This is a genomic window from Pseudarthrobacter albicanus (assembly GCF_018224015.1).
GTDB classification, from domain to species: domain Bacteria; phylum Actinomycetota; class Actinomycetes; order Actinomycetales; family Micrococcaceae; genus Arthrobacter; species Arthrobacter albicanus.
On the sequence record NZ_JAGPOT010000006.1, the window covers coordinates 34216 to 57825 of the forward strand.

Annotated in this window: 16 protein-coding genes and 1 pseudogene; 11 read left to right on the plus strand and 6 right to left on the minus strand. The window is 67.7% G+C overall.

Going from position 1 to position 23610, the window contains the following annotated elements:
* Positions 1-88: 88 nt before the first annotated feature.
* Positions 89-592: pseudogene (locus J9611_RS22670) on the plus strand (MFS transporter); the annotation flags it as partial.
* A gap of 1 nt (position 593) precedes the next feature.
* Here the strand turns inward: J9611_RS22670 and J9611_RS01930 are convergent.
* A complete protein-coding gene (locus tag J9611_RS01930; RefSeq protein ID WP_211877231.1) occupies positions 594-1607 on the minus strand; it encodes an alpha/beta hydrolase in 1014 nt (337 codons plus the stop codon).
* 173 nt (positions 1608-1780) lie between these two features.
* Between J9611_RS01930 and J9611_RS01935 the strand changes: the two genes are divergently transcribed.
* Entirely contained in the window at positions 1781-2338 is a 558-nt protein-coding gene (locus J9611_RS01935) for a GNAT family N-acetyltransferase (protein ID WP_211877232.1), read from the plus strand.
* A 262-nt stretch (positions 2339-2600) separates the two neighbouring features.
* Complete coding sequence (locus tag J9611_RS01940) at positions 2601-2771, plus strand: hypothetical protein (protein ID WP_211877233.1); 171 nt, start codon at positions 2601-2603, stop codon at positions 2769-2771.
* A 2101-nt stretch (positions 2772-4872) separates the two neighbouring features.
* Here J9611_RS01940 and trxA read toward each other — a convergent pair.
* The 5 genes from trxA to J9611_RS01965 form a co-directional block, all read right to left on the minus strand.
* Positions 4873-5199 carry a thioredoxin gene (gene trxA / locus J9611_RS01945; RefSeq protein ID WP_211877234.1) on the minus strand — a complete coding sequence of 109 codons (327 nt, stop codon included), beginning with the start codon at positions 5197-5199 and terminating at the stop codon, positions 4873-4875.
* Positions 5200-5236: 37 nt separating this feature from the next.
* Complete coding sequence (gene trxB / locus J9611_RS01950) at positions 5237-6193, minus strand: thioredoxin-disulfide reductase (RefSeq protein ID WP_211877235.1); 957 nt, start codon at positions 6191-6193, stop codon at positions 5237-5239.
* Between the two features lie 177 nt (positions 6194-6370).
* Positions 6371-7993: an ABC transporter substrate-binding protein gene (locus J9611_RS01955; protein ID WP_211877236.1), complete on the minus strand. Its 1623-nt coding sequence runs from the start codon at positions 7991-7993 to the stop codon at positions 6371-6373.
* 172 nt (positions 7994-8165) lie between these two features.
* On the minus strand, positions 8166-10253 hold the full coding sequence (murJ, locus tag J9611_RS01960) for a murein biosynthesis integral membrane protein MurJ (RefSeq protein WP_211877243.1): 2088 nt from the start codon (positions 10251-10253) through the stop codon (positions 8166-8168).
* A 73-nt stretch (positions 10254-10326) separates the two neighbouring features.
* Positions 10327-10875 carry an NUDIX hydrolase gene (locus J9611_RS01965; RefSeq protein ID WP_246527249.1) on the minus strand — a complete coding sequence of 183 codons (549 nt, stop codon included), beginning with the start codon at positions 10873-10875 and terminating at the stop codon, positions 10327-10329.
* Between the two features lie 181 nt (positions 10876-11056).
* Between J9611_RS01965 and J9611_RS01970 the strand changes: the two genes are divergently transcribed.
* The 8 genes from J9611_RS01970 (at position 11057) to J9611_RS02005 (ending at position 23520) form a co-directional block, all read left to right on the plus strand.
* Positions 11057-12586, plus strand: coding sequence for a CCA tRNA nucleotidyltransferase (locus J9611_RS01970; RefSeq protein ID WP_211877245.1), 1530 nt, complete (start codon positions 11057-11059; stop codon positions 12584-12586).
* Positions 12587-13171 carry a histidine phosphatase family protein gene (locus tag J9611_RS01975; RefSeq protein ID WP_211877247.1) on the plus strand — a complete coding sequence of 195 codons (585 nt, stop codon included), beginning with the start codon at positions 12587-12589 and terminating at the stop codon, positions 13169-13171.
* A 66-nt stretch (positions 13172-13237) separates the two neighbouring features.
* Positions 13238-14707, plus strand: coding sequence for a glycosyltransferase family 87 protein (locus J9611_RS01980; protein WP_211877254.1), 1470 nt, complete (start codon positions 13238-13240; stop codon positions 14705-14707).
* Positions 14700-16139, plus strand: coding sequence for a phytoene desaturase family protein (locus tag J9611_RS01985; RefSeq protein ID WP_211877256.1), 1440 nt, complete (start codon positions 14700-14702; stop codon positions 16137-16139). Before J9611_RS01980 ends, J9611_RS01985 begins: the two co-directional genes overlap by 8 nt.
* A 55-nt stretch (positions 16140-16194) precedes the next feature.
* Positions 16195-18210: a penicillin-binding transpeptidase domain-containing protein gene (locus tag J9611_RS01990; protein ID WP_211877258.1), complete on the plus strand. Its 2016-nt coding sequence runs from the start codon at positions 16195-16197 to the stop codon at positions 18208-18210.
* 52 nt (positions 18211-18262) lie between these two features.
* Positions 18263-19945: an ABC-F family ATP-binding cassette domain-containing protein gene (locus J9611_RS01995; protein ID WP_211877260.1), complete on the plus strand. Its 1683-nt coding sequence runs from the start codon at positions 18263-18265 to the stop codon at positions 19943-19945.
* A gap of 810 nt (positions 19946-20755) precedes the next feature.
* Positions 20756-21952 carry an MFS transporter gene (locus J9611_RS02000; protein WP_211877262.1) on the plus strand — a complete coding sequence of 399 codons (1197 nt, stop codon included), beginning with the start codon at positions 20756-20758 and terminating at the stop codon, positions 21950-21952.
* Between the two features lie 65 nt (positions 21953-22017).
* Positions 22018-23520, plus strand: coding sequence for a bifunctional phosphatase PAP2/diacylglycerol kinase family protein (locus tag J9611_RS02005; protein WP_211877271.1), 1503 nt, complete (start codon positions 22018-22020; stop codon positions 23518-23520).
* Positions 23521-23610: the final 90 nt, after the last annotated feature.

The following is a 23610-nucleotide window of genomic DNA, read 5'->3' on the forward strand; positions in this document are numbered from 1 at the left end:
TTCGTAGCGCAGACGGGGGCGCAGTGGTCGCCAACGGAGAGCACAAAGCTGGGACGTCGCAAGCTACGGGCTCAGCGGCACCCTCGGCCCCGCAGCAGTCGCATGGATCGCGGCAGCATCCGACGAACTCACCGCGACACTCGTTCTGGCCGGAGCCGCCGTGGTTGGTGCGGGAGCCGTCCTCGCACTCCCCAGGCAAGAGCCACCCGATAAGGCAGTTGACGTGCCATCGCCCGGTCGAACGCTGAGCCTCATATGGGAACATGGGCCGCTTCGCCGCACACTCGGGCTCACCATGGCCGTCGCATTCTCTGTCGCCGCGTTACCGATCTACGCCGTTGCAACAGCTCCTGCGTTCGGCGGCGCCGCAGCCGCCGGAACACTGGTCGCGGCCTACGGGATAGGGAATCTTCTCGGATCGGCAGGACTCATGGTCCGGCCGCTTCGCCGCGACGCAGACCCTCTCATGAGCTCCCTCGCCGCACTCGTCGCGGCGACGCTGCTACTGGTGATGCTTACCCCGACACTCCCCACCTCCCTCATTGCCTTCTGCCTGGCAGGAGTCGTCCTCCAGCTACTGTCCGCAGCGTAGTTCACGGGGTTGGAGGCTCTGATTGCTTCGTTGTGGATGGGTGAGCGTCTTGTCCGTCCACGAGGGCAGGTGACGGGAGCGGCGATGCGAGTAACGAGTCGTCTTCCCCGCGAATGACGGATCCAAATTTGCGCATGAGATTGTTGCCGGCTTCCAACGCCGTTGGCGACACAGTATCGAGACTGAGGAATCCGTGAACGAGTCCCGGATGACGGATGTGATGGACCTCTGTTCCTGCAGCATTCAGCTTTTGGGCCAGAGCCGCGCCCTCATCACGAAGCGGGTCGTGTTCCGCCGTTGCTATTACAGTCGGTGGCAGTCCGCTGAACATGGCGTGCAGTGGGCTCCATGTCACGAGTCTTTCAGCGTCGAGGTCCGGTACCCACTGCTGCAGCGACCACGCCAAGGCCTCTGCGTCCAGGCCCCATCCCGACCCTTTTTGCTGCACGCTTGGCTGCGACAGCGTCAGATCGGCGTTGGGACAAACCAGTAGGAGTGCACTGAGGCCGACACCCGCCGCAACCAGCTGCTGAGCCGCCAGGAGGGCGATCAGGCCGCCGGCGCTGTCTCCAGCCAGGGCTGGAGAGCCAACGATTGGTCCAAGGATTGCCGCCGGCCTGACAGCCCATTTCAGTGCGGCGACGACGTCTTCGATCGCCGCCGGTGCCGGATTCTCCGGCGCACGTCGATAGTGGACCGCCAGTACCGCAGCGTTGGCTTCCACGGCCAAACGGCGACACGTCCGGTCATGGGAATCGAGGTCCCCGAAAATGAAAGCTCCGCCATGAACGTAGACGATGAGCGGCAGCGGCTGTCCGGCAGGCCGATACAAACGAATCCCAATCGGATTGTCGGCGGGCACCGAAAGGTCCAGGACCACGGGCAAGCTTGGCCCTTTCGGCCGCACGCGTGCGGCGCGCAGCCGGTTCACGTCCAGGGGCGGGGCTTCCGCTGACTGCGACCGGATGTCAGACATCCACCGCGCCAGCTCGTCATCGGCGAGAATCTCATTCACTTGTCAATGATCTCCTGGTGAATGCCCATCGCCTACACAGTGACCCTGGTCGGCTGCGCGGCCCCATCGATCCCCGAATCATGCCGCGAGTGATTCACGATCGCCCGGCAAACTGAACGCCACCGCCCCAGATCTCACGGTCAGTGACGTGCGGCTGTCTGTAAGCTTTGTGGGTGCTTCCCAACGAGACTGCTCGACTCCGATTGCGTCAGATGACTTCAGCGGACCTCGACTACATGAGCGCGCTACTCGGTGATCCGGGCGTCATGTCCTATTACGCCGCTCCCAAGTCCAGGGACGAAGCTGCACAGTGGATAGCGTGGAATGAAGCCAACTACTCCGAGCACGGATACGGGCTGTGGATTGTGGAGACGCACGACGGCGAGTTTCTGGGTGACTGCGGCCTTACCTGGCAGGAAGTCAACGGCCGCTCCGAGCTGGAGGTTGGCTACCACATCCGCGGCGAATTCCAGGGCCGCGGATACGCCACCGAAGCCGCTGCAGCCTGCAGGAACTTTGCACGGGATGAACTGCACGCACAGCAGCTCATCGCAATCATCCACCCGGACAACGCTTCTTCGCGTCGGGTGGCAGAAAAGATCGGCATGCAGCCCCTCGAGGACCACCACGGCGGCGCGATCGCCGTCCGCACTGTGCTCGGAATGCAGCTAGGCGCCACACAGGACTTCCGCCTTCCGGAGCCCGAACCGCCAACTTATCCTGCGAATTAACCGCCATCGTCAGCTAACAATCACGCGGTGGGCAGCGCACAACGTCCGCCAGCACTTCACCGGCGATGCGAGCCGCGGCGGTCCGCCGGGGCTCGGACGGCAGGGCGACCTGCCGCCGCGCAAGACCCTCCCCGTGCTTCCCTGTTGCCCGTCGTAGTGCTGAGCCTGTGCCGACCGAGGGCCAGCGTCACCGCACCGGTATCTCTGCGCCCGGACCCCAATGGTCCCTGGCCAGGGTGCGCCTTCCCAGGTGGGGCAGAACATGGAGGGCCTACTGGCGGCCCTCACCTATATCGCGTCGTCCCTGGAACACGTCGGCGTCGGCGGCATGGTGGGCGGGGCCATCACCGTCGTGGGCCTCCGCCTGGATCGGGGCGGCGGGCACGTACCTTTGTGTGAACTGTGCGGCGCCGTTGGCAGTCCCGGTGGTTGAGTGACGCTACGACTCCCCCGGGCACCGGCTTCGCCACTCCTTCTCAGGACCACGACACAACGCGGTGGGACCGGCAGGAGCAGCAGTCAACGAACGGGACGTGGCCTGTTTAATCCGGTCCACATTGCCGGCTCCTGCATCTCGGCGGCTGTTCCGTATCCAGACAGCGAGTCACCATTCAGGACCCGTGACGACTTTGAGGGTGCCAGGTGGGAATCACCCTTGCCCGGCCACACCCGTCGGACGTTTTGCTCCTGGCGTCGCACCGGATGGCGGCTCCGATTCCCATCCGGTTTGGATGGGAGGGTATCGGCGCCACCCTCTATCGCCGTCACCCAGACGAAGCGGAACTTTCCCAGGCCATGGGGTGCCCTGCCATGACCGCGTACTTGCGGGGGCGAATATTCTCGCCGATTGCCTGTGGATAACCGTGTGGATTAATTCGTCACGCCGCGATCGCCGCCGCGGCATGCGACGGGGCAGATATGTGGACGGAGACCTTTCCCCTTCGGGGCCGTTCTGCGTTTCACGTGAAACATTGGCTGGGCCGGGAGGGGGATGATGGTTTGACAAACCCGGTAGTCGTATCTTCCGGACCTCTGTCACCCGGCATTTTTCGCCTACATCTCGGGGTTTTCTGCCCGGGCAGCCGTTCCCCCGAATCACGCAGGGGATCCACGGAAGACCCAATTCGTGCGCCCGCAAATTCTGGATCCTACCGGTCTGCCAGGCTGGGGAGGACTGTGGGGAGCCGTGGCTGGGTGACAGCGTGAGCTGTGAGCAACAACTCAGCGGATGTGGATAACGATGTGAATAACTTTTGTGGAGAACTCATGGGAGGGCATCGGCGTGGCGGCAGGTGGACCGCGCGGGAGGAGCGGTGGAAGAGCCCGGTGCTGGTGTATCCGTGGACAGGAAGCTGTGCTTTGGCGGTCATGCGTGCAGTCGGCCAATGTCGTTGCAAGCTCAGATTCCACAGGAGGGACCGGCCCGGACGGGGCAGCCATGCCAATTCTGCGCACTGAACCTGGGCTCCCCGGGGGCCGAACGTTTCACGTGAAACAGTGCGGCCCGGGCAGGCGGAGAAATTACGCTCCGGGGTGACCTCGATACCACCGGCTCCCGCACATCGCCCGGATCTCTTCCGGGGGTGTGAGGGCGCTCCCAGGCCGGTCGGGATATCCTGTGGGCCCTACCGGTCCCCCGCTGCAGGGCGCCTAATATCCCTGCACCCCTATGTGATAGCTAAGTATGAATTCGTCATTGTTGATCTCATCCCCGGAAGCCCAGTCGAGTGGGCAGCTGCGCAGTGCGTGGTTCCGGAATCTTCCCGCAGCGTTTCACGTGAAACCGTCATCGGGACCGCGGCGTGGGGCGGATGTGCATACGAAGGGTCAAGCTCTTGCGGCCTATTTTCGCCATGCCGCCAGTTGGACTCCGCGCGTCCAGGGCGGCAATGGACAAGGGCTGCCGCCCGTCAGAACTCCGATGCAGACTTCCGCTGTCACGTATTTTCAGTTGCCCTGCCGGCGGCATGCCGAAGATGTTCGGGACCCTGACATGCCTCAAGGGACCATGAATGCCACAACTGGATGACCCGAAGAGTGCCGAGGTCCCGGATCCGGTTCTCATGTTTCACGTGAAACACGACCGCCGGCCCGGGATCCATGATGCGGGCCGTTGAGCTCACCAGGCGGCCCGGCGCACCGTCCGGATGACCCGTTCCCCGGATGTTTCACGTGAAACATCCGGAGAACGACTGGCCTCCCCCGGTGGAGGAGCATCTCTCCCCTACCCCGGGCAAGGCCGGAAACTCCTGAATAAGCCAGGTCCGCCAAGGCAAAACCAACAAGATACACAACCGGCGAAGGCTTCATTCGACCAAAAAAGTCTCCCACCCCGGCCGGCGACTTGGCCGGTGACGTGTCCAGCCGACGTCGGACGTCACCGGCTTCGTCGGGACTTTGTCTATCCCGGGGTTGGACCCGCTGGCCGGCAGATGGGAGGACCCATGAGGGAACCGCCCAAAAGCCGATGGCCCCCACTTCCGCGAAGTGGGGGCCACGATACCCGGCCCGTGGTGTCCACGGACCGGAAAGAATCAGGACAGGACGTCCGCGAATTCCTTCTCGAAGAACTGCTTGGGCCTGGCGCCGATGACGGTGCTCTTCACCTCGCCGCCCTGGAACAGGTAAACCGCCGGGATGGAAGTGATGCCGTACTGGGCGGCGATCGCCGGGTTGTCGTCCACGTTGACCTTGACGACGTCCACCTTTTCGCTGTACTCCACCGAGATTTCGTCGAGGATGGGACCGAGCTTGCGGCACGGGCCGCACCATTCGGCCCAGAAATCCACGATGACCGGCTTGTCGGAAGCCAGCACATCGGTGCTGAAGCTTGCGTCTGTTACGTCTTTTGCGTTGCTCATAACGTTGTCTCTCTCTTCGGTTGGTGCTGCGCGCCGGTTAGGCGTGGAAGTCTGCGAGGTAGTGTTCCACGTCGAGGGCGGCCACGCAGCCGGAACCGGAAGCCGTGATCGCCTGGCGGTAGGTCGGGTCAATGACGTCGCCCGCCGCGAAGACGCCCTTGATGCTGGTCTTGGAAGTCCTTCCCTCGACGGCGATGGTTCCTGCCGGGGTGAGGTCGAGTTTGCCCTTGACCAGTTCGGTGCGGGGATCGTTGCCGATCGCCACGAACACGCCGGTGACGGGCAGTTCAGACTCGGTGCCGTCCACCAGGTTTTTCAGCCGCAGGCCGGTGACCTTGTCCTGGCCGATGACGTCCTCGACGCCGGTGTTCCAGACGAAGTTGATCTTCTCGTGGTCCCGGGCGCGGTCGGCCATGATCTTGGACGCCCTGAGGGAGTCACGGCGGTGCACCACGGTGACGGACTTCGCGAACTTGGTCAGGAACAGCGCTTCCTCCATGGCGGAGTCTCCGCCGCCGATAACGGCGATGTCCTGGTCCTTGAAGAAGAAACCGTCGCAGGTTGCACACCAGCTGACGCCGTGGCCCGAGAGGCGCTTTTCGTTCGGCAGGCCAAGCTCGCGGTAGGCCGAACCGGTGGACAGAATGATGGAGCGGGCCCGGAACGTCTCCCCCGTGGCGATGGTCACGGTCTTGATGTCGCCGTCGAGGTCCAGTTCGGTGACGTCCTCAAACTGGATGTCAGTGCCGAAACGGGCAGCCTGCTTCTCGAAGTTCTCCATCAGGTCCGGCCCCATGATCCCGTCCGGGAACCCGGGGTAATTCTCGACGTCGGTGGTATTCATCAGTTCGCCGCCGGCGGTAACGGATCCTGCCAGGAGCAGCGGCTTCAGGTTGGCGCGTGCCGTGTACACCGCGGCGGTATAGCCCGCCGGGCCGGAGCCGACGATGATGACATCACGTACTTCGGACGCGGTGTTTTCTGCGTTGCTCACTGAACGGTGAACCTCTTCCCTTGTTGATGCGCCCGCCTGCGTGGGCCAGCCACATGGCACAACTAATACTTCGTGCTGAATATTCCGGTGGGGCTTGGCGTCGCCGGAGGACACCACCATTCAGGGTACCGGGTTCCCGCCGAAGACCAGCGGGAACCCGGCCGGGTTACGGACGCGCTACTGCACCTTGACTTCGGCCAGGCGGAGCCCGTACCCGAAGCGGGTCTTGGGTGCTGCCAGCTTGGGGAGGGACTTGATGGAGACGATCACGTACTGGGCCGTAACAGGTTCCGGCAACGGCATGGTGAGATCCGGGGAGGTGAAGCTGTTGACGCCCACCTGCTTGGCCCCGTCCAGGGCGGGACGGTCGTTGGTGAACACGCTGATGCTTCCGCCCGAGCCGCCCAGCTGGCTCAGCGTCACCGAGGAAACCTTCGAAGGGCTCTTCAGCTTGATGACAAGGGGAACTTCGGTGGCGAAGCCGCCCCAGTTGTCCGAGGCGAACTCCATGTCCGACCAGTAGCTGGCACCATTTCCATCAAAAGTCTTCCCCAGGTCGACGTCATACGTGGCCGCGAAATCGAAGTTGCCGAGCCGGGTGACGCCTTCGATCGCCGGCGGCCCCGCCACGGGTGCAGGGCTGGCGGTGCCCGACGGCGGCGCCGAGGACTGGCCCGGGGCGCTGGAAGAGGAAGTTCCGCCCGCGGCGGGCGGCGGGCTGCTCTTGAAGAGGCTGCCCAGATTGGTGACGGCGAAGATCATGCCAACCACGAGTACCGCGGCCAGCAGGCCACCGACAAGCCAACGCGCGGACCGCGGCTCGCGGCGGGGCTCGTCGTCCTTCCCGTAGTAGTCGTCGTCAGCCGCGGAGTCATGGTCGCGGGCGGAAGCGGGGAAGTTGCCCGGGGCGCGGTCCAGGGAGTTGCGCCCGGCACCGGCTGTCGCCGGAGGCCCGGCAACATACGGTCCGGCAACATATTCCTCCTGGGCCGGGTGCGCCGGCTGACCGGCGGCGTCGTAGTCGTAGTCGTCGCCGGACCACAGGGAGACCTTGGGCTCCTCGGCCGGAGGCGACGAAACCGGAGCGGCTGCCGCCCCGGCGGGACGGTAGGCGGCGCCGTCCTGGAGCGGGTGCGGCGCCGTCGGCTGCGGTGCGGTCTCCTGGGGTGCGGTATCGGGGGAAGCCGAGGCGGCGGCACCCGCACCGAGACCCGCCGCGCCAGCGGCTGCAGCGCCGACTGCAGCGCCGCCACCCGCAGCGGGCACCGATGGCCCGGCCACAGCCGCCGGCGGAACGCGGGAGGGAGGAACCGGCGGGACGGCGGCCTGCTGCCCCGGCTGCTGCGGCCGGTTTTGTCCGTAATTGATGTACCCGGCGTCGACTTCCTCGTCATCGTAGAGGCCGTCGTAGGTTTCGGGTTCCTGCGACCTGGCCTGCCCGAAGATTTCACTGCCCAGGGTGTCCGTGAAAAACGGCTCCACGTAGGGCGGGTTGGAGGACACCACGAGGTCCAGCAGGTCAGCTGCCGAAGCGTGGTTGGTGATCAGGTAGGTGGTGGATTCGCTGACGCCAAGGTCCAGGATCTGCATCTGGCCGGGCCGCTCGCCGGTGGCCACCTCGCGCGCGCTCTGGGCCACCTGATCGGCGTTTTCCGGGCCGGCGACGAGGATGCTCACGTCACGGTTCAGTACCTGGTCCACACCGTCCAGCACCAGATCCTGGTCATGCGAGGTCAGTACGGTGGCAGTGACCTTGTAGCGGCCGCCAAGTACTGATCCGACATCGATCGGATGGGACACGGGCTCCTCCTAGACTGTCCGGGAGTTTTCGACCGCGACCACCTCAACAGTGTCCGCAGGTCCCCCGGTAAGCCGGTTGACCCTTGGTCTGCAACTCCCCTTGTTAGTCTTCGATCCTAGCCGATGCAGGGTCCGGGCCACGTGAGCACGGCGGGGGGACGCCGGCAGGACACTATTTTTTCTTTTTCCGTTCAGACGGGAAATGCGGATTGTGCCCGGCCGGCCCCTGGTAGGTCCTGCGTCCCGGCAGCGGGATGTCTGCGCGCCCCAGGCTGCCCTGCGCGGTGGCCGGCAGGTCCTCCGTCGGCAGATAGCCGCCTTCCCGCCTGCCGGCACGCCCGCCTTCACGCCCGTCGGCACGCCCGTCAGGGAAATCGTCCCGGCCTCGAAGATCCGGACCGGCGCGGAAGGACGCGGCGTCGAACTCGCCGGAGATCCTCGGGATCAGGCCGGTATCAACCGACACGGTGGCACGGCCCGGCGTCGGGCGTTCCGCAGCGTCCCCGTCCGCGGGGGTGCCGGGACCCGGCCCAGCGGCCGGCCCGCGGCGGAGCCTGCCCAGGAGCGGCTGCAGCAGGTCCCGCAGTTCGGTCACATGGAAGATCTTGAGCAGGAACAGGTAGACGGCAAGCATGGCGGGTCCGACGACGACGATCGTCACCAGGGCGGCGATCCGGTCGCTCCAGGCGTAGCCGTCCGGGTTGTAGCTGCCCAGCAGCCACAAGGCCACGGCCCCGACCAGGGCGGAACCGAGGGCCGCGTACCCCATGCGGATGTAGGAACTGGCGATGCGGGGCCCGTCCAGGTGGCCCAGGAGCCGGCGCAGGAAGATCGCGCTGACGATCACGGAGAGGATGTTGCCGCCGGTGTAGAGGATGGCGATGGCGAAGATGATCTGATCGAACGGCAGGAACTGGATCACGAACGCGGCCGCCAGGTTGACCAACGCCAGTACCAGCTGGATGAAGAACGGTGTCCGGGCGTCCTCATTGGCGTAGAACACCCGCGACATCATGAAGTTGGCGCTCATGAAGGGGGTGCTGAGGGCCAGGATGGTGACGGTCTGGGCCAGCATGACTCCGTCCTGGCGCACGTTGCCGGAGAAGAACATGCCCAGTGGTCCGGCCAGCGCGAAGAGCGCCAGCGCGCCGAAGACGGTTGCCACGGCCATGGTCCGCAGCCCGTGGGAGAGCGCGCTGCGCAGCGCGGCCCGGTCGCCGTCCTGTGACGCCCGGGTCATCCGGTTGAACAGCACGGTGGCCAGTGACAGGGCAATGATGGAGTGTGGCAGCAGGTACAGCTGGCTGGCCACTTCCAGCACTGCGTTGCCCGGAATGGTGGCCGCCGCAGGGTCCCCTGCTTGTTGAAGGCGGAGCCGTTCCGCGCCCGGGATCGTGGCGATGCGCATGACGTAAAGGAAGGCCAGCTGTCCCACGGCGGCGGTAGCCAGGGTCCAGACGCTCAGCTTTGCGGCATGGCCCAGCCCGACGCCGCGCCAGCCGAAGCGCGGGCGCAGCCCCAGCCGGAGTCTGAACACGGGTATGAGCAGGACGGCGGTCTGGGTGACGACGCCGATGGTGGAGAATCCGGCCACGAGGATGGTCTGGAAGGACCCCCAGTTGTCGATCGTGTGGGGATTGGCGGCATTGGCGCCCATGATGCCGATGAACATGCCCAGGCCGGCGATCGCAACGATGTTGTTGATGATCGGCGCCCACATCGCGGGCCCGAAGGCTCCGTGGGCGTTGAGGACCTGGGTCAGCAGGGCGTACAGGCCGTAGAAGAAAATCTGCGGAAGGCACCAGAACGCGAACGAGACCGCGAGGGCCTTCTGCTGCGGCGAGTAGCCCTGGGTAGTCAGTTGGATAACCGAAGGCGCCAGCACCGTGACCAGCAGCGTGAGCACCAGCAGCACCAGCACCGCCAGCGTCAGGAGCCGGCTGATGTAGTCCGCGCCCTTGTCCGGCGCCTTGCTGGCCTTGATGATCTGCGGCACCAGAACAGCGTTGAACACCCCGCCCGCCACCAGCAGGAAGATCAGGTTGGGGAGGTTGTTGGCGTTGATGAAAGTGTCGTTGACCGTGGAGCCCAGGCCCAGGGCGGCGGCCAGCATCCAGGTCTTGGCGAAGCCCAGGAAACGCGAAACCAGGGTCCCTGCTGCCATGACGGCGCTGGACCGGGTTTCTCCGGGGTGGGCCGCGGGGGAACTGGCGGCGCCGGAGGATGAGGGGGTGGATTTGGCTGGTGACATCGTCTTCATCGTCTCACCCGGGCGCCGTTTTGTGCGCTACCGCGTTTGTGCCCTACCGCGGGCGGTAGCGGCTTCGGTGCGCTCAGCGGCGTCCCGGAAGCACTTCTTTGGCGAGATCCGCGATGCGGCGCTCGTTCGGGAAGGAGAGCTTGCGTGCCAGTTCGTGGATGGGGACCCAGGCGACATCCACGGCTTCCTTGTCCGGATCGTTCTCGATCGTGAGTTCCCCGCCCGTGGCCTGCAGCAGGTAATGGTGGACAGTTTTGTGGACCCGGTGCCCGCTGACGGTGAACCAGTAGTCGATGCTCCCCAGCGGCGCGAGGATTTTGCCCTCAATGCCGGTTTCCTCCGCGATTTCCCGCACGGCCGCTTCCTCGTTGCTTTCCTTGCCCTCCGGATGGCCCTTCGGCAGGCACCATTCCAGGCGCCCCCCGCGGTTGAGGCGGGCGATGATCGCAACCCGGAGTTCGGCGTCGGACGTGTCCACGACGACGCCGCCGGCGGAGATTTCCTCCACGGTGGGCAGCGGGGCCTGTCCCAGGTGCTGGACAGGCGCGACGTTGGCACCGATTGCCGACGGCAACGGTGGGTTCGTCCTCCTGCCGGGAGCGCTCGGTACGGGATGGGCCATGAAGTCCACTCTAACTACTCTTGCCCGCAGTTGATGACCTAAACATGGCCGGAACATGGACTGCCGGGAAAGTGGATTGCCGCCCCCGGCGGGCTTTCCGGGCCAGCAGGCGGCCGGCACCCGGATTCCCCAAAGGTTCCGGTGTGGTGCTCGCGCGGTTTTCTGACAAGCTTAAGAGACTATGGCGCACGCACATCACAAGATTGACTCCCACACCGTCGACTTCCAGGTGGACCCGGTGGTTCTGGAGCTTGGGCAGCGGTTCGTCGACGCCGGCCATGAACTGTCCCTCGTGGGCGGGCCCGTCCGCGACCTCTTCCTGGGCCGCGCAGCCCTCGACCTGGACTTCACCACGGATGCCACGCCGGACCAGACGGTGGCGCTGATCAAGAAGTGGGCGGACAACTACTGGGAGATCGGCCGCGCCTTCGGCACCATCGGGATGCGCAAGGCCGGATTCCAGATCGAGATCACCACCTACCGGGCCGACGCCTACGATCCGGAGTCCCGCAAACCCGTGGTGGCGTTCGGACATTCACTGACGGATGACCTGCTGCGGCGGGATTTCACGATCAACGCCATGGCCCTGCGCCTGCCGACGCTGGAACTCGTGGACCCCTTCGGCGGCGTCCGCGATCTGCATGCCGCCATCCTCGCCACGCCGGGAGCACCGGAAATTTCCTTCTCCGATGACCCGCTGCGCATGATGCGCGCCGCCCGCTTCGCGGCCCAGCTGGGCGTGAGCGTCCGCGCGGACGTCCGCGAGGCCATGATCCGGATGGCCGAGCGGATCACCATTATTTCCGCGGAACGGGTGCGCGATGAACTCGTCAAGCTCATCTGCTCGGCCCATCCCCGGCCGGGCGTGGACCTGCTGGTGGATACCGGGCTCGCCGAGTTTGTGCTGCCCGAAGTGTCCGCCCTGCGCCTCGAGTCCGACGAGCACCACCGCCACAAGGATGTCTACCAGCACTCGCTCCAGGTCCTGGAGCAGGCGGCCGCCCTGGAAACGGGGGCGGACGGGCCGGTTCCCGGCCCCGACTTTGTGCTGCGGTTCGCCGCCCTGATGCACGACGTCGGCAAGCCGGCCACGCGCCGCTTCGAACCCGGCGGCGCGGTGAGCTTCCGGCACCACGACATGGTGGGCTCCAAGCTGAGCGCGAAGCGGATGAAGGCCCTCCGCTTCGACAACGACACCATCAAGGCCGTGGCCCGGCTCGTGGAGCTGCACATGCGGTTCTACGGCTACGGCGAGGCAGGCTGGAGTGATTCTGCCGTCCGCCGCTACGTCACCGACGCCGGGCCCCTCCTGGAACGGCTGCACCGGCTCACCCGCTCCGACGTGACCACCCGCAACCAGCGCAAGGCCGAGCGGCTCTCCTTCGCCTATGACGATCTCGAGTCACGGATCGCTGCACTGAGGGAACAGGAATCCCTCGAGGCGGTCCGTCCCGACCTGGACGGCGGGCAGATCATGGCTCTGCTCGGGCTCAGGCCGGGCCCCGTCGTGGGCCGCGCCTACAAGTTCCTGCTGGAGGAACGGATGGAGCACGGCCCGCTCGATCCCGCCGTGGCCGGGGCCAGGCTGCGTGAGTGGTGGGCGGCGCAGCCCGAGGCCGCGCCGCCGGCGGACTCTCCGCCCGCCGGCACGCCAGAGGGGCCCGCCGCCGTGGCCGCCGCCGTCGAACCTTCCACCATCGAGGAGCCCTAAGTGATCACACCGTCCAACAGCCCCCGTCCACAACTGTGGATCCTGCGGCACGGCGAAACCGAATGGTCCAAGAGCGGGCAGTACACCGGGCTGACCGATCTTCCCCTCACCGTGGAGGGCGAGCAGCAGGCCGTCGAAGCGCGCAAGGTACTGGAAACCGTCGACTTTGACCTCGTGCTGACCTCTCCCCTGCGCCGGGCGCGGCGGACGGCGGAGCTGGCCGGCTATCCCGACGCGCAGCTGGAACCGCTCGCGGTGGAATGGGACTACGGCGACTACGAGGGCATCAGCTCGGACCTCATCCGCAAGGACAATCCCGACTACCTGATCTGGACGTACGGCGTACCGAACGGCGAGTCCCTCGATGACGTGGCCGCGCGGGCGGACAAGATTGTGGCCCGGGTGCTCGAATCCGGCCTGGACAACATCCTCATTGTGGCGCACGGCCATTTCTCCCGGATCCTGACCGCCAGGTGGCTGGGACTCGATCCCCGCGAGGGCCGCCATTTTGTCCTTGGCACCGCGAAAGTCTGCACCCTGGGCTGGGACAAGAAAACGCCGGCCGTGGTCCGCTGGGGGCTGTGAATCCGGTTCAGTCCGGACGCGGTGTCCACCGCCGGCAGCCCCGGTCTCACCGGTAAGCTCAAGGTCATGCAGGAGACAACGCCGGCGGAGCAGCGCAAACGGGCCCGACTGGTCATCCCGAGCCGCAGCGATCTGCTGCTGGGGAATTTCACCGAACTCATCGGCGGTCCGATGGGCAGCCGTTCGGCACCTGGCATCGTCTCGCCCGGCTTCTTCACCGTGGAACGGGTCCTCATCCTGCTCACCGTCCTGGCGGCACTGGCGGGAATCCTTATCAAGAACTACTGCCGGAGCAACGGCTGGGAAACCCCCGGCCAGTTCTACGCCACGTGCTACTCGGACTTCCCGGAGCTCTTCCGGAACCGGGGACTTGGCGGAGGCACCTTCCCGTTCATCACGCAGGGAAGCTTCTTCGAATACCCCGTGCTGATGGGTTTCATCGCCGGCGCCACCGCACTGCTGGTGCCCGGCGGCGGCCCCGGCGCCCCCCGCGTCCTGGCCTACTTTGACGTCAACGCCACCCTGATCGCTGCCGTCTGGATCGTCACCGTGCTGGCCACGGCCCGGATGACCCGCCGCCGGCCCTGGGACGCCGCCATGGTGGCCCTCGCCCCCGGCATTGTCCTGGCCGGAACCATCAACTGGGACATGTGGGCCGTCGGGCTGCTGGCCGTCGGCATGTACTTCTTCGCCCGGAACAAACTGGTCCTTGCAGGCATCTGCATCGGCCTGGGAACGGCAACCAAGCTGTACCCGCTGCTGATCCTGGGCGCCATCCTGCTGCTGGCCCTGCGCACCGGCCGGCTCCGGGCCATCCTGGTCACCGCCGGCGCCGCAGCGGCGGCCTGGCTCGCCGTCAACCTCCCGGTCGCCGCGCTCAACCCGGACGGCTGGAAATACTTCTACCAGTTCACGGAGGAACGGCCGGCCGGCTACAGCTCGCCCTGGTTCGCATACAACCTGGTGGCCGGGCGCACCGGCTGGGCACCGCTGCAGGCCGACACCATCAACGCCCTGGCCCTGAATCTGTTCCTCCTGGCCTGCGTCCTGATCGCGGTGCTGGCCCTCACGGCTCCGCGGCGGCCCAGGCTCGCGCAGCTGGCCTTCCTGATCGTCGCCGCGTTCATCCTCACCAACAAGGTGTATTCGCCCCAGTTCGTCCTGTGGCTGATCCCGCTGCTTGCCCTCGCCCGGCCCAAATGGCGGGACTTCCTCATCTGGCAGGCCATTGAAGGCCTGCACTGGGCTGCCGTCTGGATGTACCTCGGACAGGTGACCAGCGGCGGCTCCTCCCAGCACAATATAGACATGCCCTATTACGTCCTGGCCGTGGTCTTCCACATGCTCGCCATCGCCTACCTGATGGTGCGGGTGGCGTGGGACGCCTGGGAGCCGCAGTACGACGTCATCCGCCGCCACGGCATGGATGATCCCCACGGCGGTCCGTTCGACCGCGCCGCGGACCGGCTGCGGCTGGACCCGGTGCGGCCCTCCGCCTCGCTGCTGCCCTGGCGGAAGGCCCCGGCCGATGCCTGACGTCGCCGTCGTCGGCTCCGGACCCAACGGACTGGCCGCGGCCGTGACGATGGCCCGGGCCGGGCTTAAGGTGCACGTCTACGAGGCGGCCCCGACGCCCGGCGGCGGCCTGCGCACGTCCGAGCTGATGGAGCCCGGGCACCTCCACGACGTCTGCTCCGCGGTGCATCCGATGGCCATCGCGTCGCCCTTCTTCCGGCAGTTCGAACTGTCCCGGCGGATCCGCCTGAGCGTCCCCGACGTCTCCTACGGTTCCCCCCTGGACGGCGGCCGGGCGGCCCTCGCCTACCGCTCGCTCGATCGGACCGCGGCCGGGATGGGGCGCGACGGCGGCGCGTACCGCCGGCTGATGGCCCCGCTGGTGCGGCACGTGGACGGCATCACCGGGCTGACCCTGAACCAGTTGCTGCGGGTGCCCCGGGACCCCGCAGCGGCCGCGGTGTTCGGCCTCAGGACGCTCGAACAAGGCACGAGGCTGTGGAACGCGAGGTTCCGGGAGGACCTGGCACCGGCCCTGCTGACCGGGGCAGCGGCGCATGCCACCGCGGCGCTGCCGGGGCTCGCGGCCGCCGGAGCGGGCCTCATGCTGGGCACGCTCGCGCACGCGGGCGGCTGGCCGATCCCGCAGGGCGGATCCGCGGCGATCTCCCGTGCCCTGGTCGCGGACCTCGAAGCACACGGCGGCGTCGTCGAAACGGGGGTGCGGATCGGCTCCCTGGCGGAATTGCCTCCGGTCCGGGCCGCCCTGCTGGATGTGGCCCCGCCCGCGCTGCTGCGGCTGGCGCGCGGCAGGTTCCCGGCGCGCTACCGGCGGGCGCTTGAAGCGTTCCGGTTCGGCAATGCCGCCTGCAAGGTCGATTTCATTCTCTCCGGGCCGGTGCCGTGGGCCGCGCCTGGACTGGCCGACGCCGGAACCGTCCACGTGGGCGGGACCCGGGACGAGATGGCCGAGGCGGAAAACCTCGTGGCCGCGGGGCGGCATCCGGAGCGGCCGTACGTCCTGCTCTCCCAGCCCTCACGGTTCGACGCCGGACGCGCCCCGGACGGCAGGCACATCCTCTGGAGCTACTGCCATGTTCCGTCCGGCTCGGACGTGGACATGGCCGAAGCCGTCACGGCGCAACTGGAGCGGTTCGCCCCGGGATTCCGGGATCTCGTGGTCCGGTATCAGGTGACGACGGCGGCGGGGCTGGCGGAGTACAACGAAAACTACGTGGGCGGCGACTACGGCGCCGGCCTGATGGACCTCCGGGGCCTGCTGCGCCGGCCCGTCCTGAGCCCCGTGCCGTGGCGGACCCCGCTGCCGGGCGTGTACCTGTGCTCGTCCTCGACGCCCCCCGGCCCCGGGGTGACCGGCATGCCCGGCTTCCACGCCGCAACATATGCCCTCAAGGACATATTCGGCCTGCCCGTTCCTGGGCTGGGGATTTAGGGCCTGGTTCACCATGTGACACGTAAATTGTCCGCGACTCGGGCATAATGGCGCGGTGGGGAACTCATCGAAACTTTCACTTGTCCTGATCGGTCTCATTCTTGGCGCCTCGCTGGTGGCGTGCGACGACGGCCGGGCCGGCGCCCAGGATGCCGTCAAGCAGCTCGCCTCCGCGGTTTCGGCGCTCGACGTCGGCGCCGTCGCCTTCGAGGGCAAGGACTCCGGCGCTGCCAACGACCAGCTCAAAGAGGTGTTCAAGGCCCTGGCGCCGGCGAAGCCGTCGGTGCAGGCAGGAGAACTGAAGCTGGACTCCGGAACGGCCACCGTCCCGCTGGACTACAGCTGGAACATCGGCACGGAACAGTGGAAATACACGGTTTCGGCCCAGCTGAAGAAGTCCGGCGACAAATGGCTGACCGTGTGGAACCCCGCCGTCCTGGTGCCCGGGCTGGCGGACGGCGAAGTACTCAGCAGCTCTAACGAGACTCCACAGCGGGCAGCCATCCTCGGCGCCGGCGACGTCCCCCTGGTCACCTACCGCCCGGTGGTCAACGTCGGGATCGACAAACCCCAGCTCGGCGGTGCCGACGCCGCGGACTCCGCCACGAAGCTCGCCCGGTTGGTGGGGGTGGACCCCGCCGCGTACGCCACGCAGGTCGCGGCGGCCGGTCCCGAGGCGTTCGTTGCGGCCATCACCCTGCGCGAAGACGGCACCCGGACCATCACGGACGGGCAGATTTCAGCGATTCCGGGCGGCCGGGCCATCAAGGACATGCTTCCGCTCGCTCCCACCCGCACGTTCGCGCGGGCTCTGCTGGGCGCAGCCGCGGAGGTCAGTGCGGAACAGATCGAAAAGTCGGGCGGGGTCCTCAAAGCCGGCGACACCACGGGCACCGGCGGCCTCCAGCAGCAATACGACGCGCAGCTGCGCGGCACCGACGGCATCGTGGTCCGGGCGCAGAAGGCCGGCCTCACGGCCGAGGAAATCAAGGCGGCCTCCCCCGACCCCCGCCGGGTCCTGTTCCGGGTTGAGATCAAGGCCGGGACCCCGCTGAAAACCACCCTTGATCCGAAGCTCCAGCAGTTGGCCGAGGACGTGCTGGGCAAGGTCGGCCCGGCGTCGGCCATCGTGGCACTGCGCCCCTCAAGCGGTGCTGTCCTCGCGGCCGCCTCAGGGCCCGGCAGCAACGGCTACGACACCGCCATGCTGGGCCAGTACGCCCCCGGCTCCATCTTCAAGATGGTCGATTCGCTGGCCATGTTCCGCAACGGGATGACGCCGGACTCGACGGTCGATTGCCCGGCCACCCTGACGGTGGACGGCCGGACCTTCAAGAACGCCGAAGGCTACCCCGCCTCCTCGCTGGGCTCCGTGACCCTGCGCGACGCCTTCGCCCATTCCTGCAACACGGCCTTCATCAACGCCCGGGACAAGGTCAGCCAGGCCCAGTTGGAGAGCGCCGCCACCTCGCTGGGCGTCGCCGTCGAAGCGCCTTCGCTGGGGGCCGCGGCGTTCCTGGGCTCCGTCCCCGGCGCGGCCGAGGGCACCGAGCACGCCGCCTCCATGATCGGCCAGGGCAAGGTGCTGTTGTCCCCGCTGTCGGCCGCCGTCATGGCCGGTTCGGTCGCGAAGGGAGCCCCGGTCTCGGCCCAGCTCGTGCTGAATCCGAACGCCGGCACGACGCCCGGCACCCCTTCCGCAGCTCCGACGACGGCGGCCTCCACAACGGCGGGCTCCACGCCGCCGGGCGACGCGCCGGCGTCATCCGCCCCCGCCCCGGCGAAGACCGCCGGCACGCCGGTGACCGCGGCGGAAGCCGCCTCGCTGGCCGACATGATGCGCGCCGTGGTGACCTCCGGGCACGCCGGCTTCCTCGCCTCCGTCCCGGGGGCGCCCGTGGGTGCCAAAACCGGCACGGCGGAATTCGGCAAGGACAACCCGCCCAAAACCCACGCCTGGATCGTGGCCGTCCATGGCGACCTCGCCGTGGCAGTGTTCGTCGAGGAGGGCGGGCTCGGCGCCACCGTGTCCGGGCCGCTGCTCAAGGAGTTCCTCACCGCCGCCGGCTGAGTGGACCGGCTTCTCTCACGGGCGCGGCGCACGTCCGTGGGAAGATTGCTGTGTGGCTCATATTGACGTTTCCGGCATCGACTATTTCCTCTCCGACGGCACCCAGCTCCTCAACCAGGTGACCTTCAAGGTCCCGGACGGCACCAAGACGGCGCTGATCGGTCCCAACGGAACCGGCAAGACGACGCTGTTCCGGATCATCTCCGGGGATCTCGTCCCGGACGAAGGCGTGATCGGGCGCTCCGGCAGCATGGGCATCATGCGGCAGTTCGTCGGCCAGGTCAGGGACGATTCGACCGTCCGCGACCTCCTGGTCTCCGCCGCCCCGCCCGCGCTGGCCGCCGCCGCCCGGGCCGTCGACGAGGCCGAACTGGCCATGATGGAGTTCGACGATGAACCCACCCAGATGCAGTACGCCCAGGCGATCGTCGACTGGGGGGATGCCGGCGGTTACGACGTCGAGACCGTCTGGGACGAGGTCTGCATGGCCGCGCTGGGCCTGCCCTTCGACCGCGCCCAGCACCGCCCGGCGTCGAGCCTCTCCGGCGGCGAGCAGAAGCGCCTGGTGCTCGAGGCGCTTTTCGCCGGCCCGGACGAGCTGTTGCTCCTGGACGAGCCGGACAACTACCTTGACGTCCCGGGCAAGCGCTGGCTGGAGGCCAAACTCAACCAGTCGAAGAAGACCGTGTTCTTCATCAGCCACGACCGCGAGCTGCTCGACAACGCCGCGGGCCGGATCGTCACGCTGGAACCAGGCATCAACGGCGCCGGGGCGTGGGTCCACGGCGGCGGCTTCGGCTCCTATGTGGAGGCCCGCGCGGACCGGAACGCCCGCTTCGAGGAGCTGCGCAAGCGCTGGGACGAGGAGCACGTGAAGCTCAAGGAACTCGTCAACATGTACAAGAACAAGGCGGCGTTCCGCTCCGACATGGCCAACCGGTACCACGCCGCGCAGACCCGGCTGGCGAAGTTCCTGGAGGCGGGTCCGCCCGAGGCCCTGCCCATCGAGCAGAACGTGAAGATGCGGCTCAAGGGCGGCCGCACCGCCAAACGGGCCATCGTGGCCGAGAGGCTGGAACTGACCGGGCTGATGAAGCCGTTCTCCACCGAGGTCTGGTTCGGGGACAGGGTCGGCGTCCTGGGGTCCAACGGCTCCGGCAAGAGCCACTTCCTGCGGCTCCTCGCCACCGGCGGCACCGATCCGGAGCGCGAGCACCTGCCGGTGTCCGACGTCGACATCGCCGAGGTCCCGCATGAGGGCACCGTGAAACTCGGCGCCCGCATCCGTCCCGGGTTCTTCGCCCAGACACATGCCCGGCCCGACCTGCTGGACAAGACCCTGCTCGAGATCCTGCACCGGGGCGACGAACACCGGTCCGGCCTGGGCCGCGAAGCCGCGGCCGGCGCCCTGGACGGCTACGGCCTGGCCGGACAGTCGGAACAGAAATACGAGTCGCTCTCCGGCGGGCAGCAGGCACGCTTCCAGATCCTCCTCCTCCAGCTCTCCGGCGCCACGCTCCTGCTGCTGGACGAGCCCACCGACAACCTGGACCTGCACTCGGCCGAGGCGCTGGAACGCGCCATCGACCACTTCGAGGGTACCGTCCTGGCCGTGACCCACGACCGCTGGTTCGCGCGCACCTTCGACCGGTTCCTGGTCTTCGGCTCCGACGGCAAGGTCTACGAGTCGGAAGAGCCCGTGTGGGACGAGAAGCGGGTGGAGCGCGCCCGGTAGCAGCGACGCTCCCTCACGTCCCGCGGGGTTTCGGGGCACGCTCCCTCACGTCCCGCGGGGTTTCGGGGCACGCTCCCTCACGTCCCGCGGGGTTCCGGGGCACGCTCCCTCACGTCCCGCGGGGTTCCTGCTGTGGAGTCTCATGACTTCATGGACACTTCTGTCTCCTGGCCTCGTAGACACCCTGTCTCAGGTGGACACCTGGGGGCAGTGTTTGCTGCTGCGCAGGAGCAATCCCAACCCGGATATCAGGATCCGTCATGCCGTGGCCATCTGGCCCGGGCCTTCCGCGCGGCGCCTCGTGCCTGGCGATGCGCAAATGCCCTGCCGCTGACAGAGAGGGGATTCTGGTAGACACAGGTCATTTGCGCGTCGTGGGGCGGTTTGCGCGTCATCAGCCGCACCGGCCCACGCAAGGATTACCCTGCGTCGGCGATGGAAAGTCGCCAGCCCCGCCGGAGACCGCAAATGGACGTGACCCGCAAAAAACAAACACACCACCTGCGGAAAACCTGCGCCACTCCACCACCCGCAGACGAACCAAAAGACAAACCCTCCACCACACGCCCTGAGACATGACACCGCGGAGTTTCTGCAGGACGTGAGGGAGGGTTGGGGGTTTCCCTGCAGGATATGAGGGAGGGGCGCCTGTTTGGAGGTCCTGCGCTTCGCCCCGGTTCCGTCGGGGGCGCAGCTGACGCCCATGACCAAGCCGCCCTTGAACAGCTCTTCAGCCGTGGGGCAAGCGTGACCGGTCGCGGCGGACGTACTCCGCAGAAGGCTCTCCGGGACGCCGCTAGAGTTGGGGGCATGACAGCGCTCCCCCCGGCGGCCCGCACGGCACAGCTCAACGCCGCGGCCGCGGCCACGTTCCTTGTTTTCGGCATCAATGGCCTCGTGTTCGCCAGCTGGGCGGCACGCATTCCGGCGGTCGCCGACCTGCTGCATGTCACGTCCGGGCAGCTGGGCACCCTTCTGCTCTGCTTGGCCCTCGGCTCCCTTATTGCGCTGCCCACCGCCGGGCTCGTGGTCGGCCGGATCGGGACGGCCAACACCGTGCGCGCTGCAGGCCTCACCGCCGCTGCCGCCGGCGTCGCGGTGGCGTTGGCGCTGCTGGCGGAATCCGTTCCGGGCACGGCAATCGCGCTGTTTGTCTTCGGCATCGGCATCGGTTTGTGGGACGTCTCGCAGAACATTGAAGGGGCCGACGTCGAGCACCGGCTCGGGCGCACCATCATGCCGCAGTTCCACGCAGCCTTCAGCGGCGGCGCCTTCCTGGGGGCCCTGATCGGCGCGGGCCTGTCCAACCTCGGCGTCGGACTTCCTGCGCACCTGCTCGTCATCGCCGCCGTCGTGGCCGTGCTGACCATGCTGGCCCCGCGGTATTTCCTTCCACACCTCCCGGCGGCCGCCCCGCTGGCCGGGGACGGGAAAGAGGCCAAGGGCGGTGCGGCGTGGACTGACGGACGCACCCTGCTGATCGGTGCCGTTGTCCTCGGCGCCACGCTCACAGAGGGCGCCGGGAATGACTGGATTGCGAAGGCCGCCGTCGACGGCCTCGGGGCCTCCCAATCATCCGGTGCCCTGCTGTTCGCGGCGTTCGTCCTGGCGATGACTGCCATGCGCTTTTTCGGCGGCCGGGCCATCGACGCCTACGGCCGGGTGGCGGTGCTTCGTGCCAGCATGGCCGCGGCCGCTGCCGGGCTGGGGCTCTTTGTGCTGGCGGGGAACATCTGGCTGGCCACGGCCGGTGCCGCCCTCTGGGGCCTGGGGGCTGCCCTCGCATTCCCGGTGGGCATGTCCGCCGCCGCGGACGATCCCAGGCGCGCTGCCGCCCGCGTGTCCGTCGTGTCCACGATCGGGTACGTCGCGTTCCTCGCAGGACCGCCGCTGCTCGGCTACCTCGGCGACGTGACCGGAATCAGGCCGGCGCTGCTGGTTATCGGGGTTCCGATTCTGGGTGCACTGCTGCTGGCCGGCGCCGCGAAACCCTTGCGCGCCGGCTGAGGCCCAACAGCACCGCAGCGGCGGTACCGGCACCGGCGCTGCGGCCCCGGCAGTAAGGTGATCGGATGCGAAGCATGCTGAGAAAGGCGCCGGGGCGCCTGTCCCGGTTGGACCGGAAACTGGTGCGGGCGGTGTCGGCACTCCCCGCGGGAAGGCACGACGACTTCTTCCGCCGACTGTCGGCGGCGGCCAACAACGGCAGGCTGTGGCTGGGGATCGCGGGTGTGTTGGCACTCTTTCCGGGCAAGACCCGGCGCGCGGCCCTGCATGGCCTCCTGGCCCAGGGGGTGGCCTCCGGGGTCACCAACCTGGGGTTCAAGACCCTCCTGCCCCGGGCGCGTCCCCGTCCCGAGCATCTGCCCGTTTTCCGCTTCGTCCATCCGCAGCCCACGAGTTCGTCCATGCCCTCCGGCCATTCCGCCTCGGCGGTCGCCTTCACGCTGGGGGTCGGAATAATCCGCCCCTGGCTGGGTGCAGCGCTGGCTCCCGTGGCGGCAGGCGTCGCCTATTCCCGGGTCCACACCGGCGCCCACTGGCCCTCCGATGTAGTGTTCGGCTCCGCCATCGGGGCCGGCGCAGCCTTGGTGACGCGGAAGTGGTGGCCCGTCCGGCCGCCGTTCCCGGCAAGCAGCTGCACCCGCGCGCGTGCCCCGGAACTTCCCGAGGGGGAGGGGTTGGGCATCGCGATTAACACCCTCGGTGGCTCTTATGCCGACGAGACCGCGGCCGCCCTCCAAAAAGTATTCCCAAGGGCGTACATAAAGAAAATCGGCCCGGCGGAGGACGTCGCCGCCGGGATCGCCGCCGTCGCTGCCCGCCCCGGCATCGTGGCCCTGGGCGTCTGGGGCGGCGACGGGACCGTCGGCACCGCCGCCGCCACCGCCGTCGAACACTCGCTCCCGCTGCTCGTGCTGCCCGGCGGGACCCTCAACCACTTCGCCCGCGACGCCGGGACGCCCACCTTGACGGCGGCCGCCGAAGCGGCCTCCCGGGGCCAGGCCGCCCTGGCCGACGTCGGTCACGTGGCAGTGGAACGCGGCCGGCCGGACAGTCCCGAAACACTGGAGCTGACCATGCTCAACACGGCCGGCATCGGCCTCTACCCGAACCTGGTACGACGGCGGGAACGGCTCCAGCCTGCGCTGGGCAAGCCGCTGGCCGGGGTCGTGGCCATGTTCCGGACCTTCGCCGCCGGGACCCCGACCACGCTGATCGTGGACGGCGTCCGGCATAAGCTCTGGATCATGTATGTGGGCCGCGGCCGCTACTACCCCCGCGACCACGCCCCCCTGATGCGTCCGGTGCTGGACGACGGTGTCCTGGACCTGCGGATGATCACCGCCGACGAACCGTTTGCCCGGCTGCGGCTGCTCTGGTCAGTGCTGACAGGCACGATCGCCACCTCCGGAATCACGCATCTCAGCGAAACCAGCCGGATCCGGGTGGAAACCGCCGGATCGCCCATGGTGCTGGCCGTGGATGGCGAAGCCATGCCCGGGGTCCGCGCCGCCGAATTTTCGGTGAAGCGTGGCGCGCTTCGGTACTACTCGCCCTGGCCGGAGCGCTGACGTCCCGCGGATTTCCCCGGCGGGAGGACGGCAGGGAGGACGGGCAGGGAGGACGCGGCCGAAGACTCCGGCCCGCCGTCGGGGACGTGC